Annotated in this window: 16 protein-coding genes and 1 pseudogene; 10 read left to right on the forward strand and 7 right to left on the reverse strand. The window is 66.9% G+C overall.

What is annotated here, in order from left to right; translation table 11 throughout:
- Positions 1 to 37: 37 nt before the first annotated feature.
- The gene (locus R1H25_RS08885) at positions 38 to 973 is read right to left on the reverse strand and encodes a LysR substrate-binding domain-containing protein (RefSeq protein WP_317223385.1); all 936 of its coding nucleotides are present in this window, start codon (positions 971 to 973) and stop codon (positions 38 to 40) included.
- 106 nt (positions 974 to 1,079) lie between these two features.
- Between R1H25_RS08885 and R1H25_RS08890 the strand changes: the two genes are divergently transcribed.
- Positions 1,080 to 2,597: an MFS transporter gene (locus tag R1H25_RS08890; RefSeq protein ID WP_317223386.1), complete on the forward strand. Its 1,518-nt coding sequence runs from the start codon at positions 1,080 to 1,082 to the stop codon at positions 2,595 to 2,597.
- Positions 2,598 to 2,876: 279 nt separating this feature from the next.
- Here the strand turns inward: R1H25_RS08890 and R1H25_RS08895 are convergent, their stop codons facing one another.
- Complete coding sequence (locus tag R1H25_RS08895; protein ID WP_057501906.1) at positions 2,877 to 3,281, reverse strand: GFA family protein; 405 nt, start codon at positions 3,279 to 3,281, stop codon at positions 2,877 to 2,879.
- A 171-nt stretch (positions 3,282 to 3,452) separates the two neighbouring features.
- Here R1H25_RS08895 and R1H25_RS08900 point away from each other — a divergent pair, with 171 nt between their 5' ends.
- Positions 3,453 to 4,427 carry a DUF4105 domain-containing protein gene (locus R1H25_RS08900; protein WP_317223405.1) on the forward strand — a complete coding sequence of 325 codons (975 nt, stop codon included), beginning with the start codon at positions 3,453 to 3,455 and terminating at the stop codon, positions 4,425 to 4,427.
- Positions 4,427 to 6,451, forward strand: coding sequence for a triacylglycerol lipase (locus tag R1H25_RS08905; protein WP_057501904.1), 2,025 nt, complete (start codon positions 4,427 to 4,429; stop codon positions 6,449 to 6,451). The genes R1H25_RS08900 and R1H25_RS08905 overlap by 1 nt, the downstream gene beginning before the upstream one ends.
- A gap of 46 nt (positions 6,452 to 6,497) precedes the next feature.
- Here the strand turns inward: R1H25_RS08905 and R1H25_RS08910 are convergent, their stop codons facing one another.
- The gene (locus R1H25_RS08910) at positions 6,498 to 7,919 is read right to left on the reverse strand and encodes an MFS transporter (protein WP_317223387.1); all 1,422 of its coding nucleotides are present in this window, start codon (positions 7,917 to 7,919) and stop codon (positions 6,498 to 6,500) included.
- Between the two features lie 29 nt (positions 7,920 to 7,948).
- Here R1H25_RS08910 and soxR point away from each other — a divergent pair, with 29 nt between their 5' ends.
- Entirely contained in the window at positions 7,949 to 8,383 is a 435-nt protein-coding gene (gene soxR, locus R1H25_RS08915) for a redox-sensitive transcriptional activator SoxR (RefSeq protein ID WP_057501902.1), read from the forward strand.
- A 73-nt stretch (positions 8,384 to 8,456) separates the two neighbouring features.
- On the opposite strand, the pseudogene R1H25_RS08920 reads toward soxR, so the two are convergent.
- Positions 8,457 to 9,086, reverse strand: a pseudogene (locus tag R1H25_RS08920) (short chain dehydrogenase); the annotation flags it as partial.
- A gap of 71 nt (positions 9,087 to 9,157) precedes the next feature.
- Between R1H25_RS08920 and R1H25_RS08925 the strand changes: the two are divergent.
- Positions 9,158 to 10,033 (forward strand): LysR family transcriptional regulator, encoded by an 876-nt coding sequence (locus R1H25_RS08925; protein ID WP_049444163.1) that lies wholly within the window; start codon positions 9,158 to 9,160, stop codon positions 10,031 to 10,033.
- 59 nt (positions 10,034 to 10,092) lie between these two features.
- On the opposite strand, the gene proC is transcribed toward R1H25_RS08925, so the two are convergent.
- Both proC and R1H25_RS08935 read right to left on the reverse strand, forming a co-directional pair.
- Positions 10,093 to 10,914 carry a pyrroline-5-carboxylate reductase gene (proC, locus tag R1H25_RS08930; RefSeq protein WP_154348618.1) on the reverse strand — a complete coding sequence of 274 codons (822 nt, stop codon included), beginning with the start codon at positions 10,912 to 10,914 and terminating at the stop codon, positions 10,093 to 10,095.
- Between the two features lie 18 nt (positions 10,915 to 10,932).
- Positions 10,933 to 11,610 (reverse strand): YggS family pyridoxal phosphate-dependent enzyme, encoded by a 678-nt coding sequence (locus R1H25_RS08935; RefSeq protein WP_317223388.1) that lies wholly within the window; start codon positions 11,608 to 11,610, stop codon positions 10,933 to 10,935.
- An 87-nt stretch (positions 11,611 to 11,697) separates the two neighbouring features.
- Between R1H25_RS08935 and R1H25_RS08940 the strand changes: the two genes are divergently transcribed.
- From R1H25_RS08940 to R1H25_RS08950, 3 genes are all read left to right on the forward strand, one after another.
- A complete protein-coding gene (locus R1H25_RS08940) occupies positions 11,698 to 12,735 on the forward strand; it encodes a type IV pilus twitching motility protein PilT (RefSeq protein WP_006422551.1) in 1,038 nt (345 codons plus the stop codon).
- A 79-nt stretch (positions 12,736 to 12,814) separates the two neighbouring features.
- Complete coding sequence (locus R1H25_RS08945) at positions 12,815 to 13,978, forward strand: PilT/PilU family type 4a pilus ATPase (RefSeq protein ID WP_049434422.1); 1,164 nt, start codon at positions 12,815 to 12,817, stop codon at positions 13,976 to 13,978.
- Positions 13,979 to 14,185: 207 nt separating this feature from the next.
- Positions 14,186 to 15,169: an aldo/keto reductase gene (locus R1H25_RS08950; RefSeq protein ID WP_317223389.1), complete on the forward strand. Its 984-nt coding sequence runs from the start codon at positions 14,186 to 14,188 to the stop codon at positions 15,167 to 15,169.
- A gap of 62 nt (positions 15,170 to 15,231) precedes the next feature.
- Here the strand turns inward: R1H25_RS08950 and R1H25_RS08955 are convergent, their stop codons facing one another.
- Entirely contained in the window at positions 15,232 to 16,131 is a 900-nt protein-coding gene (locus R1H25_RS08955; protein ID WP_317223390.1) for a LysR family transcriptional regulator, read from the reverse strand.
- A 326-nt stretch (positions 16,132 to 16,457) separates the two neighbouring features.
- Between R1H25_RS08955 and R1H25_RS08960 the strand changes: the two genes are divergently transcribed.
- Together R1H25_RS08960 and R1H25_RS08965 are read left to right on the forward strand one after the other, a co-directional pair.
- Positions 16,458 to 16,670: a DUF4287 domain-containing protein gene (locus R1H25_RS08960; protein WP_129550566.1), complete on the forward strand. Its 213-nt coding sequence runs from the start codon at positions 16,458 to 16,460 to the stop codon at positions 16,668 to 16,670.
- Between the two features lie 116 nt (positions 16,671 to 16,786).
- Positions 16,787 to 17,494 (forward strand): YitT family protein, encoded by a 708-nt coding sequence (locus R1H25_RS08965; RefSeq protein ID WP_014036228.1) that lies wholly within the window; start codon positions 16,787 to 16,789, stop codon positions 17,492 to 17,494.
- Positions 17,495 to 17,498: the final 4 nt, after the last annotated feature.

Raw genomic sequence — 17,498 nt, forward strand, 5'->3', positions numbered from 1 at the left:
GAAAAAGGGGACGGAGGGAATTAAGTCGTAATCGGCCCTACTGTGCCTGAAACGACTTAATCCCCTCCGTCCCCTTTTCCGGGGCGCCCTGGAACAGATGCGCAACGGCATAGTCGATGAACACCCGCAGGCGTGCACTGGGATGGCGCCCGCCGGGCCATAGCAGCGAGAACTGCCCCGGGTGCGTGGGCAGTGCAGGCAGCACCTGTTGCAGACGGCCATCGGCCATCGCGTCGGCTGCGAGGAAGTCAGGCATCCAGGCCAGGCCCATGCAACCGATCGCAGCGGCCAGCACGGCCTCCATGTTGTTGCAGGTCATCGCCGTGGGAAGGCGCGCTCCGGCATCGCCTTCGATGCCCGGCAGCTGCCACGGGTGCAGTTTTCCGGTGGTGGGGTAACGGAAGCGCAGCGCGGCATGCAGGCGCAGGTCGCCCACATCGCCGGGAGTACCGTGCGCCTGCAGGTAACCAGGCGCCGCACAGAGCACGAAACGAAACCCGCCCAGCCGCCGTGCGGTGAGGCTGGAATCGGCCAGTTCACCGCTGCGTATCACCGCATCCAGACCTTCGCTGACCACATCAACGATGCGGTCGTTGAAGTCCAGTTCCAGCTGCACCTGCGGGTAGCGCTGCTGGAACCCCGGCAGTACCGGCAACAGGAAGCGGTAGCCGATGGTGGGCAGGCCGATACGCAGCAGTCCACTGGGTGCGTGCTGGCGCTGCGCCAGGTCGGCCTGAGCTTCGGAAAGCTCATCCAGCGCACGCCGGCAGCGCTGCAGCAGCAGTTCGCCTTCGTCGGTGAGGTGCACGCGGCGGGTGGTGCGCTGGAACAGGCGCGTGCCGAGTTCCTGTTCAAGGCGGGCGATGCGCTTGCCGACCGCCGACGCGGACAGGCCGAGTACACGTGCAGCACCAACGATGCTGCCGGCCTCCGCGGTGCGGACGAAGGCGAGCAGGGCAGAGATGGAGTCCATGTAGGCATGATTGCGGCACATCTGGCTGTAATCAACGTCCATCCAGCCTGTTTTTCAGGAATAGCGGCCTGCCCATCATCAATACCCCTGATGGATGGAGGCCGGCATGGCCCCGGTTTCGATGCTCCCCTTACCTGTCAAGACGCAGCAGCGCTGGACCCTGCTTGCCGTCTGCCTGGCCGCACTTGCGTTGCCGTTGTCCTTCTCGGCCGGTGCGGTGGCGGTGCCCGCACTGGCCCGTTCCGCGGCGTCGTCGCCCATGGCGCTGGCCTGGGTGACCAACGCCTTCATGCTCACCTTCGGCAGCTTGTTGCTTGCTGCCGGTGGCCTGGCCGACCGCTATGGTCGACGACGATTGTTCCTGCTGGGCACGGCGGGTTTCACCATCGCCACGGTTGTCGTCTACCTTGCTCCCACGCTGCTCTGGCTGGATCTGGCGCGCGGGTTGCAGGGCGTTGCCGCCGCAGCGGCGTTGGCATCCGGCACGGCGCTGCTGGCACAAGCCTGGCAGGGGCCGGCGCGTGCCCGGGTCTTTGCGCTGCTGGGCACGACGTTCGGCACAGGGCTGGCGTTGGGGCCGCTGCTCGCGGGCCTGCTGCTGCAGGCGTTGGGATGGCGCAGTGTGTTCGCCGCGGGCGGCGTGCTGACGTTGGCCGCCTTCGCACTGGGCGCGCGCGCGTTGCCTGAAAGCCATGGCGAACGCGGGCGGCTGGATGTTGGCGGCATGCTGGGCTTCAGCCTGATGCTGGCGGCGTTGACCCTGGCTCTGCTGTGGCTGGGTGAATTTGGCCTGCATGCCATGCGCGTGCAACTGGCGCTGCTGGCGACGCTGTTGCTGGGCGGGGTGTTCGTCTGCATCGAACGACGGCACCGCTCACCGTTGCTGGACCTCTCGTTGTTCGCGCAACCGGCGTTCCTGGGTGTCCAGCTGCTGCCGGTCGCGACTTGTTTCGGCTACGTGGTGCTGCTGGTGGTACTGCCTCTGCAGTTGCTGGGCGTGCATGGACAGAGCACGACATTGGTCGGGCTGCAGATGCTGGCCTTGTCTGCGCCGATGCTGGCGCTGCCCTTGCTGGCCGCGCGCTGGGCGGAGCGCGTGGGAAGTGCGCGGCTTTGCACGTTGGGACTGCTGGTCTGTGCCTCTGGCCTGTACCTGCTGTCGCGGCAGGCATCGCACCCGTCGCCGTCTCAGTGGGTACCGTTGCTGATGCTGGTCGGCGCTGGGACGGCGTTGCCGTGGGGCTTGATGGATGGGCTGTCGGTCAGCGTGGTACCGGTGCAGCGTGCGGGCATGGCCGCCGGCATCTTCGGAACCGTGCGGGTGGCGGGCGAGGGCATTGCACTGGCCGCGGTGACGGCCTTGCTTGCGCTGTTGACCGGTCATCAGCTGCAGGGAGCATCGCCGGCATCGCTGGCGCGTGCCGGTGCCTATCTGGCCACGGGGGCATGGGAACAGGCGCAGGCACTGCTACCGGCGATGAGCCGCATGCAGCTGCAGCACGCCAGTAGTGAGGCGCTGGCAACACTGCTGCGTGTACTGGCGCTGCTGACCGCCGCATGTGCTGTGTTGTTGCACCTGTTGCTGCGGAAACGTAAAGACGCGTTGGTCGGGCGTACTGCGTAGCAGGCTCATCGCCCGCCTTCGCCGTCATCCCGTTGTCGTGTCCCGCTCACGCAGCCTATGCCCACCCGGGTCTAGGCTTGGTCGTCCCCGTCCCCCACGGAGACCTGCCATGTGGCTGCTCGATCATCTCTGGCCTGGCCGTAGACCTCTGCCTCCCCCGGTCACGGTCCAGGCGCAGGCCACACCGCGCCGGCCGTGGCTGAAGCGGCCCGCGCGGGCTGGCCGCAGTGGCATGGCACCGTGGCAGAAGGTTGCCGCACCACCACGGCGCACGCGTCACTAGGCTAGTCGGTCGGCGGGGTGGTTGACCCCGTCGTTCACCGGAATGATGCCCAGTGCAAACGGGTCGATGCCTTCCAGGCAGGCCACGTTGTAGCCGTACTGGTCGGGGTTGGAGCGGCGCCGGTGGTGGGTGTAGATGCCACACACACCGCAGAAGTAGTGCTCGGCCACATGGGTGTTGAACTGGTACTTCTGCAGGTGATGCTGCCCGCGTACCACCTGCAGGCCCTGGCGGGTGACGCTGGCGGCAATGGCGCCACGGCGCCGGCACATCGAGCAGTCGCAGCGGCGGGGATCGACGATGCCGTCCGGCAGGTCCAGCAGCAGCTCGACCGTGCCGCAGTGGCAGGTCGCACGGTGCTGGGGTTGGACCGGAACGCCGGCCACGGAAGTGATGCCCATCGTTGCTCCTGTGAGGTGAACCTGGCCGCAGAGGCCGCCGCCGACGGTGCGCCGGCCTGCCTGAACGGGCCGTAGATGCCACGGTGAACCCGCTTGTGGCTAACTATGCGGCTTCAAGACCGCGACAGGATGCCAGTGAAAGCCGCAGGACGATGGATGACAGGAAGTGTCATGGCGCTGCTGGCGCTGTGGGTGACCGGGCTGCTGGCCTATCAGTTGCCGGGGCCGGGCTGGCTGGCCGCGGGCGTCGCCGGGCTGTGGCTGCTGGTTGCGCTGTGGGCGTCGTGGCGGGTTGCGCGGGGCCGTGCCTCGCGCCGCCTGGGTCTGGCGTTCGGGGCATCGCTGGCACTGGCCGGCCTGTGGTGGCTGCTGCTGACCCCGCGCCAGGACCGGTTGTGGGCCGATGACGTGGCCCAGCGCCTGCACGTGGTGTCCTTCGATGGCCGCCACGTCGTGCTGGACAACGTGCGTGACTTCAGCTGGCGCACCGAAACCGACTACGACGCGCACTGGGTGCGCCGCGAGTACGACCTGGACCAGCTGCGCTCGGCCGATCTGGTGCTGTCGTACTGGATGGGCCCGGCCATCGCCCACACCCTGATCTCGTTCGGCTTCGAGGACGGTCGCCACGTGGTGTTCTCGCTGGAGATCCGCAAGGAGCGCGGTGAATCGTTCTCGGCGCTGGGCGGCTTCTTCCGCAAGTTCGAGATGACCCTGGTGGCTTCGGAGGAGACCGACATCATCCGCACACGCACCAACGCGCGTGGCGAGGACGTCTACCTGTACCGTCTGCATGGCATGGACCGCGCGCAGCTGAAGGAGCTGTTTGCTGCGTACATCGCGCAGGCCCGCGAACTCGATGCGAAGCCCGGCTTCTACAACACGTTGACCAGCAACTGCACCACGATCGTATTCGACCTGGCCCGCCACATCGCACCGCGCCTTCCGCTGGATTACCGCCTGCTGCTGTCCGGTTACCTGGCCGAGTACGCGCAGGAAGTCGGTGCGCTCACGCCGGGCGTGCCGTACACCGAACTGCATGCCAAGGGCCGCATCACACAGCGCGCGCTGGATCTCGGTGATGGCGCCAATTTCTCCACCGTGATCCGCCAGGGCGTGCCCGGCACCGAGCAGGACCCGCAGTAATGAACCAACTCTTTCTGACCCGCTGGCAGCGGCTGCTGCCGGTGTTGTTCGCCGCCTTCCTGCTGCTGGGCAGCAGCGGCTGTGCGATGGTTACCGTCAAGCAGGTCAAATCCAGCGATTCGCTGGTCAACAAGCGCGCGGACGTGCTCAACACCGGCAAGCTCAGCCCGGCCGCGCGCGAAACGCTCAGCGCAGCGGGCCTGGACGAATCACAGTGCGAGAAGGACTTCCTGGTCTGCCGCAGCACGCTGTTGATGACCGATGACCTCAATGTCGAACAGCGGTTGTCGGCGCTGTCCGAACTGTGGGTGAAGGCAGCGCTGGCGCTGACCCCGAAGAAGACCGCTGCCGGCGATCCGCCGATGAGTGATGCGGCATTGGATGCCTGGCTGGAAGCCGCGCGTTACGCCTATGCGTACCTGTTCTACAGCGGCCGCTCGCCGTCCGACCGTGCCTTCGAGGACCGGCAGACGCAGGTGCGCGACTACTACAACTACGCCGCCGAGAAGGCGGCGGTGGTGCTGTTCGTCCGCGCACGCGCGGCGGCGCTGGCCGGCGAGGACTACACGAAGCCGCTCACGGTCGGTAGCTGGTCGCTGGCCTCCAACTACCAGCAGCTGAACCTGAAGAGCATTCCCGCGCAGCTGGTGCCGGCGGGAACGGTCAGCTTCGTCGGCCTGCGCAGCACCTATCGCCGCGATGGCTTCGGTGCCGAACTGGTGATGGTGATGGACCCGCCGAAGCTGGTCGCACCGGTGATCGCAGCCGATGGTCCGAAGGCCGAAACGGCATCGGACGATGGGGACGACGAGCGGCGCGGCCGTCGTCATCGCCATGACGATTCGGTGCCCGAGTTCAGTGAGATGTCCTCGATCAACGTCACCGCACTGCTGCGTTTCGAGGGCAGCAGCCTGGAAGACGTGATGCGCACGCGCCGGGTCGAGCTGGATGCCTATTCGCCGGAAGCCACCGAGCGCATCACCCTGCACGGCGAACAGGTGCCGCTGGCCGGCAACTTCACTGCCGCCTACGGCCTGTGGCTGGCACAGAGTGGCTTCGCCAGGCAGTCGCTGCGCACCCTGTTCGGCATGAGCGAGGGCATCGGCGAACCGCACATCTACCTGATGCAGCCGTGGGACCCCAACCGCCGCATCATCTTCATGCTGCACGGCCTGGCCAGCAGCCCGGAAGCCTGGGTGAACCTGGCCAACGAGATCATGGGCGACCCCGAGCTGCGCCAGCAGTTCCAGGTGTGGCAGGTCTATTACCCGACCAATGCACCGATCGCGCTGAACCGCTACGAGATCGCCAATGCGTTCAACGACACGCTGAAGCACTTCGATCCCAACGGCAGTACGCCTGCATCGAAGGACATGGTCTACATCGGCCACAGCATGGGCGGCGTACTGGCCCGGCTGCTGGTGAGCGATTCGGGCGACGTGCTGTGGAACGACCTGCTGGCCAACTACGACCTGAAGGGTGAACGGCTGAAGCGCGTGCAGAACAAGCTGGGGCCACTGCTGCATTTCAAGGCGCAGCCGAACGTGGAACGCGCGATCTTCATCGCCGCGCCGCACCAGGGCACGGATATCGCCGGCAACAAGGTCGGGCGCCTGATCGGGCGCCTGGTACGCTTGCCGCTGACCATCCTCGGCAAGTTCGAGGATGTATTCATGGCGCTGGCACAGGCCGAGCAGCAGGTCGACGGCACCGCCAAGCCGAAGATCCCGAACAGCATCGACAACCTCAAGGCCAGCGATCCGTTCGTGAAGGCCGCCGCACAGTTGCCGATCGAAGCCGGCCTGAAGTACCACTCGATCATCGCCCAGCGCAAACCGGAGCTGCCGGTGGAGAAGTCCGATGACGGGCTGGTGCCGTACTGGAGCGCGCACCTGCCGGGTGCGTTGTCGGAGAAGGTGATCATTTCCGGCCACAGTGTGCAGGAGACCCCGCAGGCAGTGCTGGAAGTGCGGCGCATCCTGCACCGGGACATTGATGATGTGGGAGCCGACAGAACACCCTGACCGCTGCGTTCGCCGGGCGTGGCCCGGCGGAATCCCTCCGGCGGCGCTACACCCGTCGCGCGATCACCGTGGCCAACACCGCCAGGCCGAAGGTGATGGCCAGGCACAGCAGGTAGCCGGTGTGCGGGGCGCTTTCCACGAACAATGCGAACAATGCACCGGAGACCGCCAGCGCGGTGGTCACCGACAGGGCCTCGCTCAGCTGCAGTGCCGAGGTGTTGGCACCCTGCTCCTGCGGCGCCGACAGCGACAGCGTCAGCACCGACAGGCTTGCATAGATCATGCCCATGCCGAAGCCGGTCACGGCCCAGCCGAGCAGCGACACCGGCAGTGGCACCACGTTGAACAGCACTGCCAGCGTGGCGGCGATGCCGACCGTCATCATCGTCGTGCCGGCCTGCAGCAGTTGCTGGCGTGACCAGCCACGCTGCTGGTGGCCCTGCAGCCACGAGCCGGCGAACCAGCCCAGTGCGCCAAGACTGAGCACGGCACCGGCCCAACTGGGCGAAAGGCCACGTTCGCGCTGCAGCAGCAACGGCAGGTAGGCCTCGCAGGCAAAGAACGCGGCCGCAGCGATGCCACGCAGCGCGATCACGCTGGGCAGGCCACGACGCAGGACCAGTGTGCCGGCCGGCAGCAGTCGATGTACGCAGAGCAGCAGCGCCAGCATCGCCACACCGATGCAGAGCAGGGCGGGCAGGCCCTGTTGCTGACCGCCGAAGTACAGCAGCAACGCGGCCAGCGAGGCGCCACTGGCCCAGCGCACCACCTTGCCGCGTCCATCGTCGGCGGTGCTGGCAGGACTGCGCTGCATGCGCGCCAGCGCGGGGCGCAGCAGCAGGGCCGCCGGAACCGCCAGCAATGGCACCGCCAGGAACACCCAGCGCCAGCCCAGGTGCTGCACGATCAGGCCGCTCAACGCCGGGCCGACCATCGAAGGCACCACCCAGCCGGCCGAGAACGCGGCGAATACTTTCGGGCGCAGGTGTTCGGGATAGCTGCGCCCGACCATCACGTACAGTGAAACCGAGATCGCGCCCGCACCCAGGCCCTGCAGCAGGCGCCCGGCCACCAGCATGCCCATGCGCATCGCAAAGCCGGCCAGCAGCAGGCCCAGCACGAAGCAGGCCAGGCCGTACCATAGCGGCCTGGCGGGCCCATGGCGGTCGGCCCAGCGTCCGGCCAGGGTCATGCCGATCACGCTGGTGGCCAGGGTACCGCCGAACGCCAGCGCATACAGGCGCAGGCCGTCCAGCGCTTCGGCCACGGTGGGCATGGCGGCTGCCACCGCCAGGGCCTCGAAGGCATGCAGCGCGACCAGCGCCACCATGCCGATGGTGGTGGCGCGGTAGCGCGGGGACAGGATCGACGTATCGGACGATGCGATGGCGTCGGCGGGCGAGAGGCTCGGGGTCATACGGGTCAGATGCGGGCCGCGCTTGTCAACTGGCGGCGAAGATAGCAGCATGACACCTCAACAGCAGTTGAGGTCAAGCAATGGTGTCCCAGGAACTGAGCGTGGGCGAAGTCGCCCAGCGCAGTGGCGTGGCGGTTTCCGCGCTGCATTTCTACGAGCGCAAGGGGCTGATCAGCAGCCTGCGCACCTCGGGCAACCAGCGCCGCTACAGCCGTGACGTGCTGCGCCGGCTGGCCGTGATCCGCGTCGCGCAGCGCGTGGGCATGCCGCTGGAAGCGGTCGGCCGCGCCTTCGAAAGCCTGCCCGAGGGGCGCGCACCGACCAAGGCCGATTGGGCCAGGCTGTCCGCGCGCTGGCGCACCGAGCTGGAAGAACGCATCCACATGCTGCAACTGCTGCGCGACGAACTGACCGGCTGCATCGGCTGCGGCTGCCTGTCGCTGCAGCGCTGCCGCCTGGCCAACCCCGAAGACGTCCTCGGCGAACGCGGCGACGGCCCGATGCGCTGGGAGTGACCCGCGAAAAGGGGACGGAGGGGATTAAGTCGTTAATGCACAAACGACTTAATCCCCTCCGTCCCCTTTTTTCTTACCAGACCGTGATCGTTTCGCCGCTCTGGATGCCTTCCACTGCGCGCTGGAAGGCCAGTGCGGCGCGTTGCGCGCTTACCGCTTCAAAGCCAGGGAAGTAGGGGCCGTAGGCAGCCATCGATTCGATCAGCACGTTCGGGCTGACCACGTTGATGCGCAGGCCGCGCGGCAGCAGCTCCAGTGCGGCGGCGCGCACGAAGCCTTCCAGTGCGGCATTCACTGCAGTGGCGTTGACGCCATCGCGGATCGGCTGTGCGCTGACGATGCCGCTGGTCAGGGTGATCGAACCGCCGGCGTTGAGGTGGTGCTGCGCGGCCAGTGCCAGCCGCACCTGGCCCAGCAGCTTGTCCTGCAGGCCGATGTTGAACTGCTCGGGCGTCATCTCCTGCAGCGGGCCGAAGTGCAGCTTGCCAGCGGTTGAGATCACCGCATCGACCGGGCCGGTACGCGCGAACAGTTCGGCGACGCTGGCGTCGTCGGTCAGGTCGACGCGCAGCTCACCGCTGTTGCGGCCGGCGGCGAGGATCTGATGCTGTTGGCCGAGCTGGTGGGCGACTGCCTGGCCGAGGGTGCCGCTGGCACCGACGAGGAGGATCTTCATGGCCGTTCCTTGCGTGAGGGAGTGAGCGCAGTCTGCGCCGTCACAGTGGGGTTAGGTAAGCGGCGTATGCTTCGCAGATTCCTAACTCTGGATTAGCAATGGATACCCTTCGCTGCATGCAGGCTTTCGTCGCCGTGGCCGAGCGTGGCAGCTTTGCAGCGGCCGCCGAACAGCTGCAGGTGTCGGCGGTGATGGTCGGCAAGTACATCCAGCAGCTGGAGGCGCACCTGGGCACCGCGTTGCTGCAACGGAACACCCGCCGCCAGCGCCTGACCGAAGCCGGCAGTGCCTACCTGGCCGGGTGCCGGCAGGTGCTGGAGCAGGTGCAGCAGGCCGAAGCCGACGTGGCCGGCCTGCAGGTTCAACCGCGCGGGCTGCTGCGGGTCAGCGCACCCACCACCTGGGGCAGCTGCGTGCTGGCGCCACAACTGGCCGGCCTGCTGCGCGCGCAGCCGCAGCTGAACGTCGAACTGGATCTGAGCAACCGCCGTGTGGATCTGATCGAGGACGGCTTCGACGTGGCGATCCGGGTCGGGCCACTGCCGTCGCAGGAGGTGGTGGCGCGGCCGCTGCCACCGTATGCGATGAGCCTGTGTGCGGCGCCGTCCTACCTGCGCCGGCGCGGCACGCCGCGTACGCCCGCGGATCTGCAGGGGCATGATTGCCTCAGCCACCTGGCCTGGCGCGGCGGCCATGGTTGGCAGCTGGCCAACGGCGAACAGGTGGATTGGGAGGCGCGCCTGACCTGCAACGATGGGTTGGCGCTACGCGAAGCGGCGGTGGCCGGAGCAGGGCTGGTGCTGCAGCCGACCGCGCTGCTGGCGGGGGAGATTGCAGCAGGGCGGTTGAAGCCGCTGCTGCGCGACTACCTGCCCGAACCGCGGCCGATGCACCTGATCTACCTGCCCGACCGCAGGCCGCGCCCGCGGTTGCAGTGCTTCGTCGATTTCGTCATGACCACATTGGGGCGATGAACATCTGCGCCATGCGTGGATGACGGTGTGTGCCGACCGTTGGTCGGCATACCTCGGGATCAATCATTCGCCGCAGACAACTCCTGCCCGCGCACCTGCGCGGCGCGCAGTGCGGTGTCCACCAGGGCCTCGAAGCCACCGGCCTGGAAGCTCTCGATCGCGGCCTGGGTGGTTCCGTTCGGCGAGGTCACGCGGCGACGCAGTTCCGCCGGGCTCTCACCAGCCTCATCGAGCATGCGCGAGGCGCCCAGCAGGGTCTGCACCACCAGCGTGCGCGCGGCGTCGGCCGGCAGGCCCTGGGCGATCCCCGCCGCTTCCATCGCTTCGGCCAGCAGGAACACATAGGCCGGGCCGCTGCCGGATACGGCGGTGACCGAATCCATCAGCGACTCGCTGTCGATCCACACCGTGCGCCCGGCACTGGCCAGCACCTGTTCGGCCTGCGCGTGCTGCTGCGCATCCACCGAGGGCGTGGCGTACAGGCCGGTCACGCCGGCGCCAAGCAGGGCGGGGGTGTTGGGCATCGCGCGCACCACCGGCAGGTTGCCGCCCAGCCAGCGTTCCAGCTGCGCGCTGGTGATGCCGGCGGCGATCGATACCACCAGCGGGCGCTTCGCCTGCGCCAGTGCCTGCAGCGACTGGCAGACCTCACGCAGCACCTGCGGCTTCACCGCCAGCAGCCAGGTGCGGCCCTGCGCGGCGGCATCGGCGGCGTTGTCATGCACCTGCACGCCGAAGTCGGCGGCCAGTGACTGGCGCAGTGCGGCCACCGGTTCGGCCACGTGGATGTGCGCCGCCGGCACGCCCTGGCGGATCAGGCCGGCGATCAGGCTGCGCGCCATGTTGCCGCCGCCGATGAAGGTGATGGAATCAGCTGCCATGGAAGTCTCCTTGGTAAATCAGGCCGGGCGCGGTCGCGCGCCGAACAGGGCGGTGCCGATGCGCACCAGGGTGGCGCCCTCGGCGATGGCTTCGGCGTAGTCGCTGCTCATGCCCATCGACAGCGTGTCGATCTGCGCGTGCTGGGCAGCCAGCGACTGGAAAAGTGTGCGCATGCGCACGAATGCATCCCGACGGCGCTCGGCCTCGGGCCATGGCGCGGGAATCGCCATCAGTCCGCGCAGGCGCAGGGTGGGTTCGGCGGCAATTGCGGCGGCCAGTGCATCCACTTCTTGCGGTGCACAGCCATGCTTGCTGGATTCGTCGTCGATGTTGACCTGGATCAGTACGTTCAGTGGGCCGCGCGCGGCCGGGCGATGGCGTGCCAGCGCGGTCACCAGCTTGGGGCGGTCGACGCTCTGCACCCAGTCGAAATGGCTGGCCACGGCATCGGCCTTGTTCGACTGCAGGTGGCCGATCAGGTGCCATTCGAGCGCCAGGTGCTGCAGCGCCTGCATCTTGGCCAGCGCTTCCTGCACGTAGTTCTCGCCGAAGGCGTGCTGGCCCTGTGCGGCCAGCGCGGCCACGGCCTCGGCCGGCTGGGTCTTGGACACCGCCAGCAGGCGTGGATCGGGCCTGCCAGCGGCCTCGGCGGCGGCATGCAGGTTGCTCAGGATCTGGGGCAGGGAAGTGACCACGTAAAGCGTTCCGTTGAATCAGGAGGCTATACTGCCGCCCGGGGAAAGATCCTTCCAGTCGAAGCCGTTATTGGGGAGTAGCCGCTCATGGATATCGCCGAACTGTTGGCGTTTTCCGTTAAGAACAAAGCGTCCGACCTGCATCTGTCCGCAGGCCTGCCGCCGATGATCCGCGTGGACGGCGACGTTCGCAGGATCAACATCCCGGCCCTGGACCACAAGCAGGTCCATGCGCTGGTGTACGACATCATGTCCGACAAGCAGCGCCGCGATTACGAGGAATTCCTCGAAGTGGACTTCTCCTTCGAGATTCCGTCGCTGGCGCGCTTCCGTGTGAACGCGTTCAACCAGAACCGCGGTGCCGGTGCGGTGTTCCGTACCATTCCGTCCGAGGTGCTCACCCTCGAGGACCTGGCCTGCCCGCCGCTGTTCCGCGAAGTGATCCAGCAGCCGCAGGGCCTGATCCTGGTGACCGGCCCGACCGGCTCGGGCAAGTCGACCACGCTGGCGGCGATGATCGACTACATCAACAAGAACGAATACGGCCACATCCTCACCGTCGAGGATCCGATCGAATTCGTGCACACCTCGCAGAAGTGCCTGATCAACCAGCGCGAAGTACACCGCGATACGCATGGCTTCAATGAAGCACTGCGCTCGGCGCTGCGTGAGGACCCGGACATCATCCTGGTGGGCGAACTTCGCGATCTGGAAACCATCCGCCTGGCACTGACCGCCGCGGAAACCGGCCACCTGGTGTTCGGCACCCTGCACACCAGCTCGGCGGCCAAGACCATCGACCGCATCATCGACGTGTTCCCGGCCGGCGAAAAGCCGATGGTGCGCTCGATGCTGTCTGAATCGCTGCGTGCGGTGATCTCGCAGGCGCTGCTGAAGAAGGTCGGCGGCGGTCGTACCGCTGCGTGGGAAATCATGGTCGGCACCCCGGCCATCCGCAACCTGATCCGCGAAGACAAGGTGGCGCAGATGTATTCGGCCATCCAGACCGGCCAGCAGTACGGCATGATGACCCTGGACCAGCACCTGCAGGACCTGGTCAAGCGCAGCCTGATCACCCGCAACCAGGCCCGCGACTACGCCAAGGACAAGCGCCTGTTCGAGTAAGGCAGGGCCGCAGCGGGGCGGCGTGCGCCAGTGCGCCGCCGTTCCCGCGCTGTTTCCTCCACCGACCGTTTCCTGGTACATGCCCCATTGGGAGCCCGCCGTGAACACCACCGCGACCACCATCGATTTCACTTCGTTCCTCAAACTGATGGCGCACCAGCGCGCCTCGGACCTGTTCATCACCGCCGGCATGCCGCCGGCGATGAAGGTCAACGGCAAGATCTCGCCGATCACCCAGACCCCGCTCACGCCGCAGCAGAGCCGCGACCTGGTCCTCAATGTGATGACCCCGGCGCAGCGCGAGGAATTCGAGAAGACCCACGAATGCAACTTCGCCATCGGCCTGTCCGGTGTCGGCCGCTTCCGCGTGAGCTGCTTCTACCAGCGCAACCAGGTCGGCATGGTGCTGCGTCGCATCGAGACGCGCATCCCGACCGTGGAAGAACTGAGCCTGCCGCCGATCATCAAGACGCTGGCGATGACCAAGCGCGGCATCATCCTGTTCGTCGGCGCCACCGGCACCGGTAAATCGACGTCGCTGGCGGCGATGATCGGTTACCGCAACCAGAACTCGACCGGCCACATCATCACCATCGAAGACCCGATTGAATTCGTGCACAAGCACGAGGGCTGCATCATCACCCAGCGCGAAGTCGGCATTGATACCGACAGCTGGGAAGCCGCGCTGAAGAACACCCTGCGCCAGGCGCCGGACGTGATCATGATCGGCGAAGTGCGTACCCGCGAAGGCATGGACCACGCCATCGCGTTCGCCGAAACCGGCCACCTGGTGCTGTGCACCCTGCATGCCAACAACGCGAACCAGGCGATGGACCGCATCGTCAACTTCTTCCCGGAAGACCGCCGCAACCAGCTGCTGATGGACCTTTCGCTGAATCTGAAGGGCGTGGTTGCGCAGCAGCTGATTCCTTCGCCCGATGGCCGCTCGCGCAAGGTGGCGATGGAGATCCTGCTGGGCACGCCGCTGGTGCAGGACTACATCCGCGACGGCGAGATTCACAAGCTGAAGGAAGTGATGAAGGACTCGGTCCAGCTGGGCATGAAGACCTTCGACCAGAGCCTGTTCGAGCTGTACCAGGCCGGTGAGATCAGTTACGAGGACGCGCTGCGCTACGCCGATTCGCAGAACGAGGTGCGCCTGCGCATCAAGCTCAGCCAGGGCGGCGACGCGCGTACCCTGTCGCAGGGGCTGGACGGCGTGGAGATCTCCGAGATCCGGTGACCTGCAGATCGGTAGAGTCGACTGTCAGTCGACTGCTCTTTCGAGGGTCAGGGAAATGCCGCGCTGCGCGCGATAGTCGACTGACAGTCGACTCTACCTCGCGCGCGGGCGATTGATGAATTCCAGTCATGACCAACTGCAACGCTGCCCATTCAATCGGCAGCCCAAGCAGGCGTATCGTCAGTGCTCCCCTTCTGGAGCACGACGATGCAGACACGTGAACTCGGCCGCAGTGGCCTGAAGGTTTCCGCCCTGGGCCTGGGCTGCATGGGCTTGACCCATGCCTATGGCCAGCCGGTCGAGCGCAGCCAGGGCATCGCGCTGCTGCACGCCGCCGTTGAGCGCGGCGTGACCTTCTTCGACACCGCCGAGGTGTACGGCCCGTACACCAATGAAGAGCTGCTCGGCCAGGCGCTGGCGCCCTACCGCGACACGCTGGTGATCGCCACCAAGTTCGGCTTCAAGGAGGCGCGCACCGATACCGGCCTGGACAGCCGCCCGGAGAACATCCGCGCCGTGGCCGAAGCCAGTCTCAAGCGCCTGCGCACCGACCATATCGACCTGTTCTACCAGCACCGCGTCGACCCGAACGTGCCGATCGAGGACGTGGCCGGCACCGTGCGCGACCTGATCGCCGAGGGCAAGGTCGGCCACTTCGGCCTGTCCGAGGCCAGTGCCGCCACCGTGCGCCGCGCGCATGCGGTGCAGCCGGTCACCGCCGTGCAGAGCGAGTACTCACTGTGGTGGCGCGAACCGGAGCGCGAGCTGCTGCCGACCCTGCAGGAGCTGGGCATCGGCTTCGTGCCGTTCAGCCCGCTCGGTCGCGGCTTCCTGACCGGCACGATCAATGCCGACACTACCTTCGACGCCAACGATTTCCGCAACAGCGTGCCGCGCTTCGAAGTGGAGGCACGCCGCGCCAACCAGGCGCTGGTGGATCGCATCAGTACGATTGCTGCAGCACGGGGGGCGACGCCGGCGCAGGTGGCGCTGGCCTGGCTGCTGGCGCAGGCGCCGTGGATCGTGCCGATTCCGGGCACCACCAAGGTCCATCGCCTGGAAGAAAACCTGGCCGCGGCCGACCTGCAGCTGGCACCGGAAGAGCTGCAGCGCATCGCGCAGGCGTTGGATGAAGTATCGATTGTCGGTGAGCGCTACAACGCCCAGCGTGCGGCGCAAGCCAAGGGCTGATCACCAGGTGGGTGCGGACCGTTGGTGGTGGGTGCGGACCATTGGTCCGCACTCCTCAACCCTCACCCCTTCATCGGCCCGCGCAGCGCATCAAGCACCGTGCGCATCGCCACAGTGACGTGGCGGCGCGACGGGTAGTACGCGTAGTAGCCATCGAAATGCGGGCACCAGTCGTCCAGCACCGACTGCAGGCGGCCATCGTCCAGCATCGGCTGCACCTGGTCTTCCGGCAGCCAGGCCAATCCGCTGCCGGCCAGCGCAGCGGCGCGGGTCATGCCCATGGTGTTGAAGGTCCATTGGCCGGTGACGCGCACACTGAGTTCGTTGCCGTCCTGGCCGAAATCCCACGGCATCAGCCCGCCATGCGTGGGCAGGCGCAGGGTCACGCAGTTGTGGTCGGCCAGTTCGTCCGGATGCCGTGGCACCACGTGCTGGCGGAAGTAGCTGGGCGCGCCGACCACGCGCATGCGTAGCGGCGGGCTGATCGGCACCGCGACCATGTCGCGGGCCAAGCGCTCGCCGAGGCGAATGCCGATGTCGTAGCGCTCGGCCACGATGTCTGCCAGCCCGTAGTCGGCGGCCAGTTCCACCTTCAAATCCGGATACTGCTGCAGCAGCGGCGCCAGCCGTGGCCACGCGATGTACTCGGCGGCATGGCCGGTGGCATTGATGCGGATGGTCCCGGCCGGGCGTTCGCGGTATTCGGCCAATGCGGCCAGCCCGTCCTCGATCTCGGCCAGGCGCGGGCCCAGGGTATCCAGCAGGCGGGCACCGGCTTCGGTGGTGGACACGCTGCGGGTGGTGCGCGTCAGCAGGCGCACACCCAGGCGCTGTTCCAGGCCGCGCATGGCATGGCTGAGCGCGGACTGGGAGACCCCCAGCTGGGCGGCGGCCTTGGTGAAGCTGCCCTCGCGGGCAACGTGGACGAAGGCCTGCAGGTCGTTGAGGTTTTCGCGGGGCATGAGGGGATGATACGGCCGGGCTGCGCCCGGCACCTGCCGAATCAACGTCAACGGCAACGTCAAAAGCTGGCTTCCCGTGGGAGGCGGGGTGGCTCAGGTTGCGGGGGACGGCGCAAGTACGTCCATGTAGCCTCGGTCGCGCCATCCATGGCGCTCACGCCCCCGCAACCTGAGCCACCCCGCCTTCGACAATTTCCCGCGAGCTGTTGGAACGGCATTCTGCTTTGGTGGGTGCCGACCGTTGGTCGGCACTGGGTCGGACGTGTGGGTATGTCGATTTCTGCGTCTGTGGTTCGTCGAATGAATGACTTCAACGGGAGCTGCACATGAGCACTGACACCAAGCCCAAGGGCCCGGCCTCATACTTCCCCTCCATCGAGAAGACCTATGGGCAGCCGGTCGCCCACTGGCTCGGGCTGCTGGCAGGGAAGAAGGGCCTGAAACACATGGAACTGGTCAGCTTCCTGAAGAGTGAGCATGGGCTGGGCCATGGCCATGCCAACGCGCTGGTGGCGCACCATCTGACCGGCAAGGGCTGATCAGCGGCGGGCCCGGGCCCGGGGCAGGGCGGGGCGCATTCAGCTGAACGATTTCATCTGCAACTGTCATGCAGATCGTGTCTAATACCGCTCCCCACCTGCTGTCCCCCACCCGCATGTCCCTTCCTTCCCATGGCCCCGCGCCGTGCGACGACGCTGACGGCCACCTGGTCACCGCCGGTCCGCTGACCCCGCCGCCCGACAGCGCCGGCACCACCGCCGACGAGAAAGCGCTGCGTCACTCGATCGCCGAGGATGTGCAGGGCATGGTGCTGGCCACGATGGTGGCCTCGCTGGGCCTTGCCATCTTCGCCAAGGGCGGGCTGATGATCGGCGGCATGGCCGGCATGGCCTTCCTGCTGCACTACGCGATGGGCTGGAACTTCGGCCTGGTGTTCGTGCTGGTCAACCTGCCGTTCTACTGGGTGGCGCTGCGACGCATGGGGTGGGAATTCACCCTGAAGACCTTCGCTGCGGTCACCGCCTGTGGCGTGCTGACCGACCTGCTGCCGCGCTGGATCGACTTCTCGCACATCAACCCGCTGTATTCGGCGATCGTGGGTGGCGCGTTGTCCGGCCTGGGCATCCTGTTCTTCATCCGCCACCGTGCCAGCCTCGGCGGCATCGGGATCCTGGCGGTGTACCTGCAACGCACCCGTGGCTGGAGCGCGGGCAAGGTGCAGATGTCCTACGACGCCTGCCTGATGGTGGCCGCGTTCTTCGTGCTGTCGCCGTCGAAGGTGCTGTACTCGGCCATCGGTGCGGTGGTGCTCAGCCTGGTGCTGATGTTCAACCACCGCCCCGGTCGCTACATGGGCGTGTGACGAC

The sequence above is a fragment of the Stenotrophomonas veracruzanensis genome, assembly GCF_032911525.1.
Lineage (GTDB): Bacteria > Pseudomonadota > Gammaproteobacteria > Xanthomonadales > Xanthomonadaceae > Stenotrophomonas > Stenotrophomonas africana.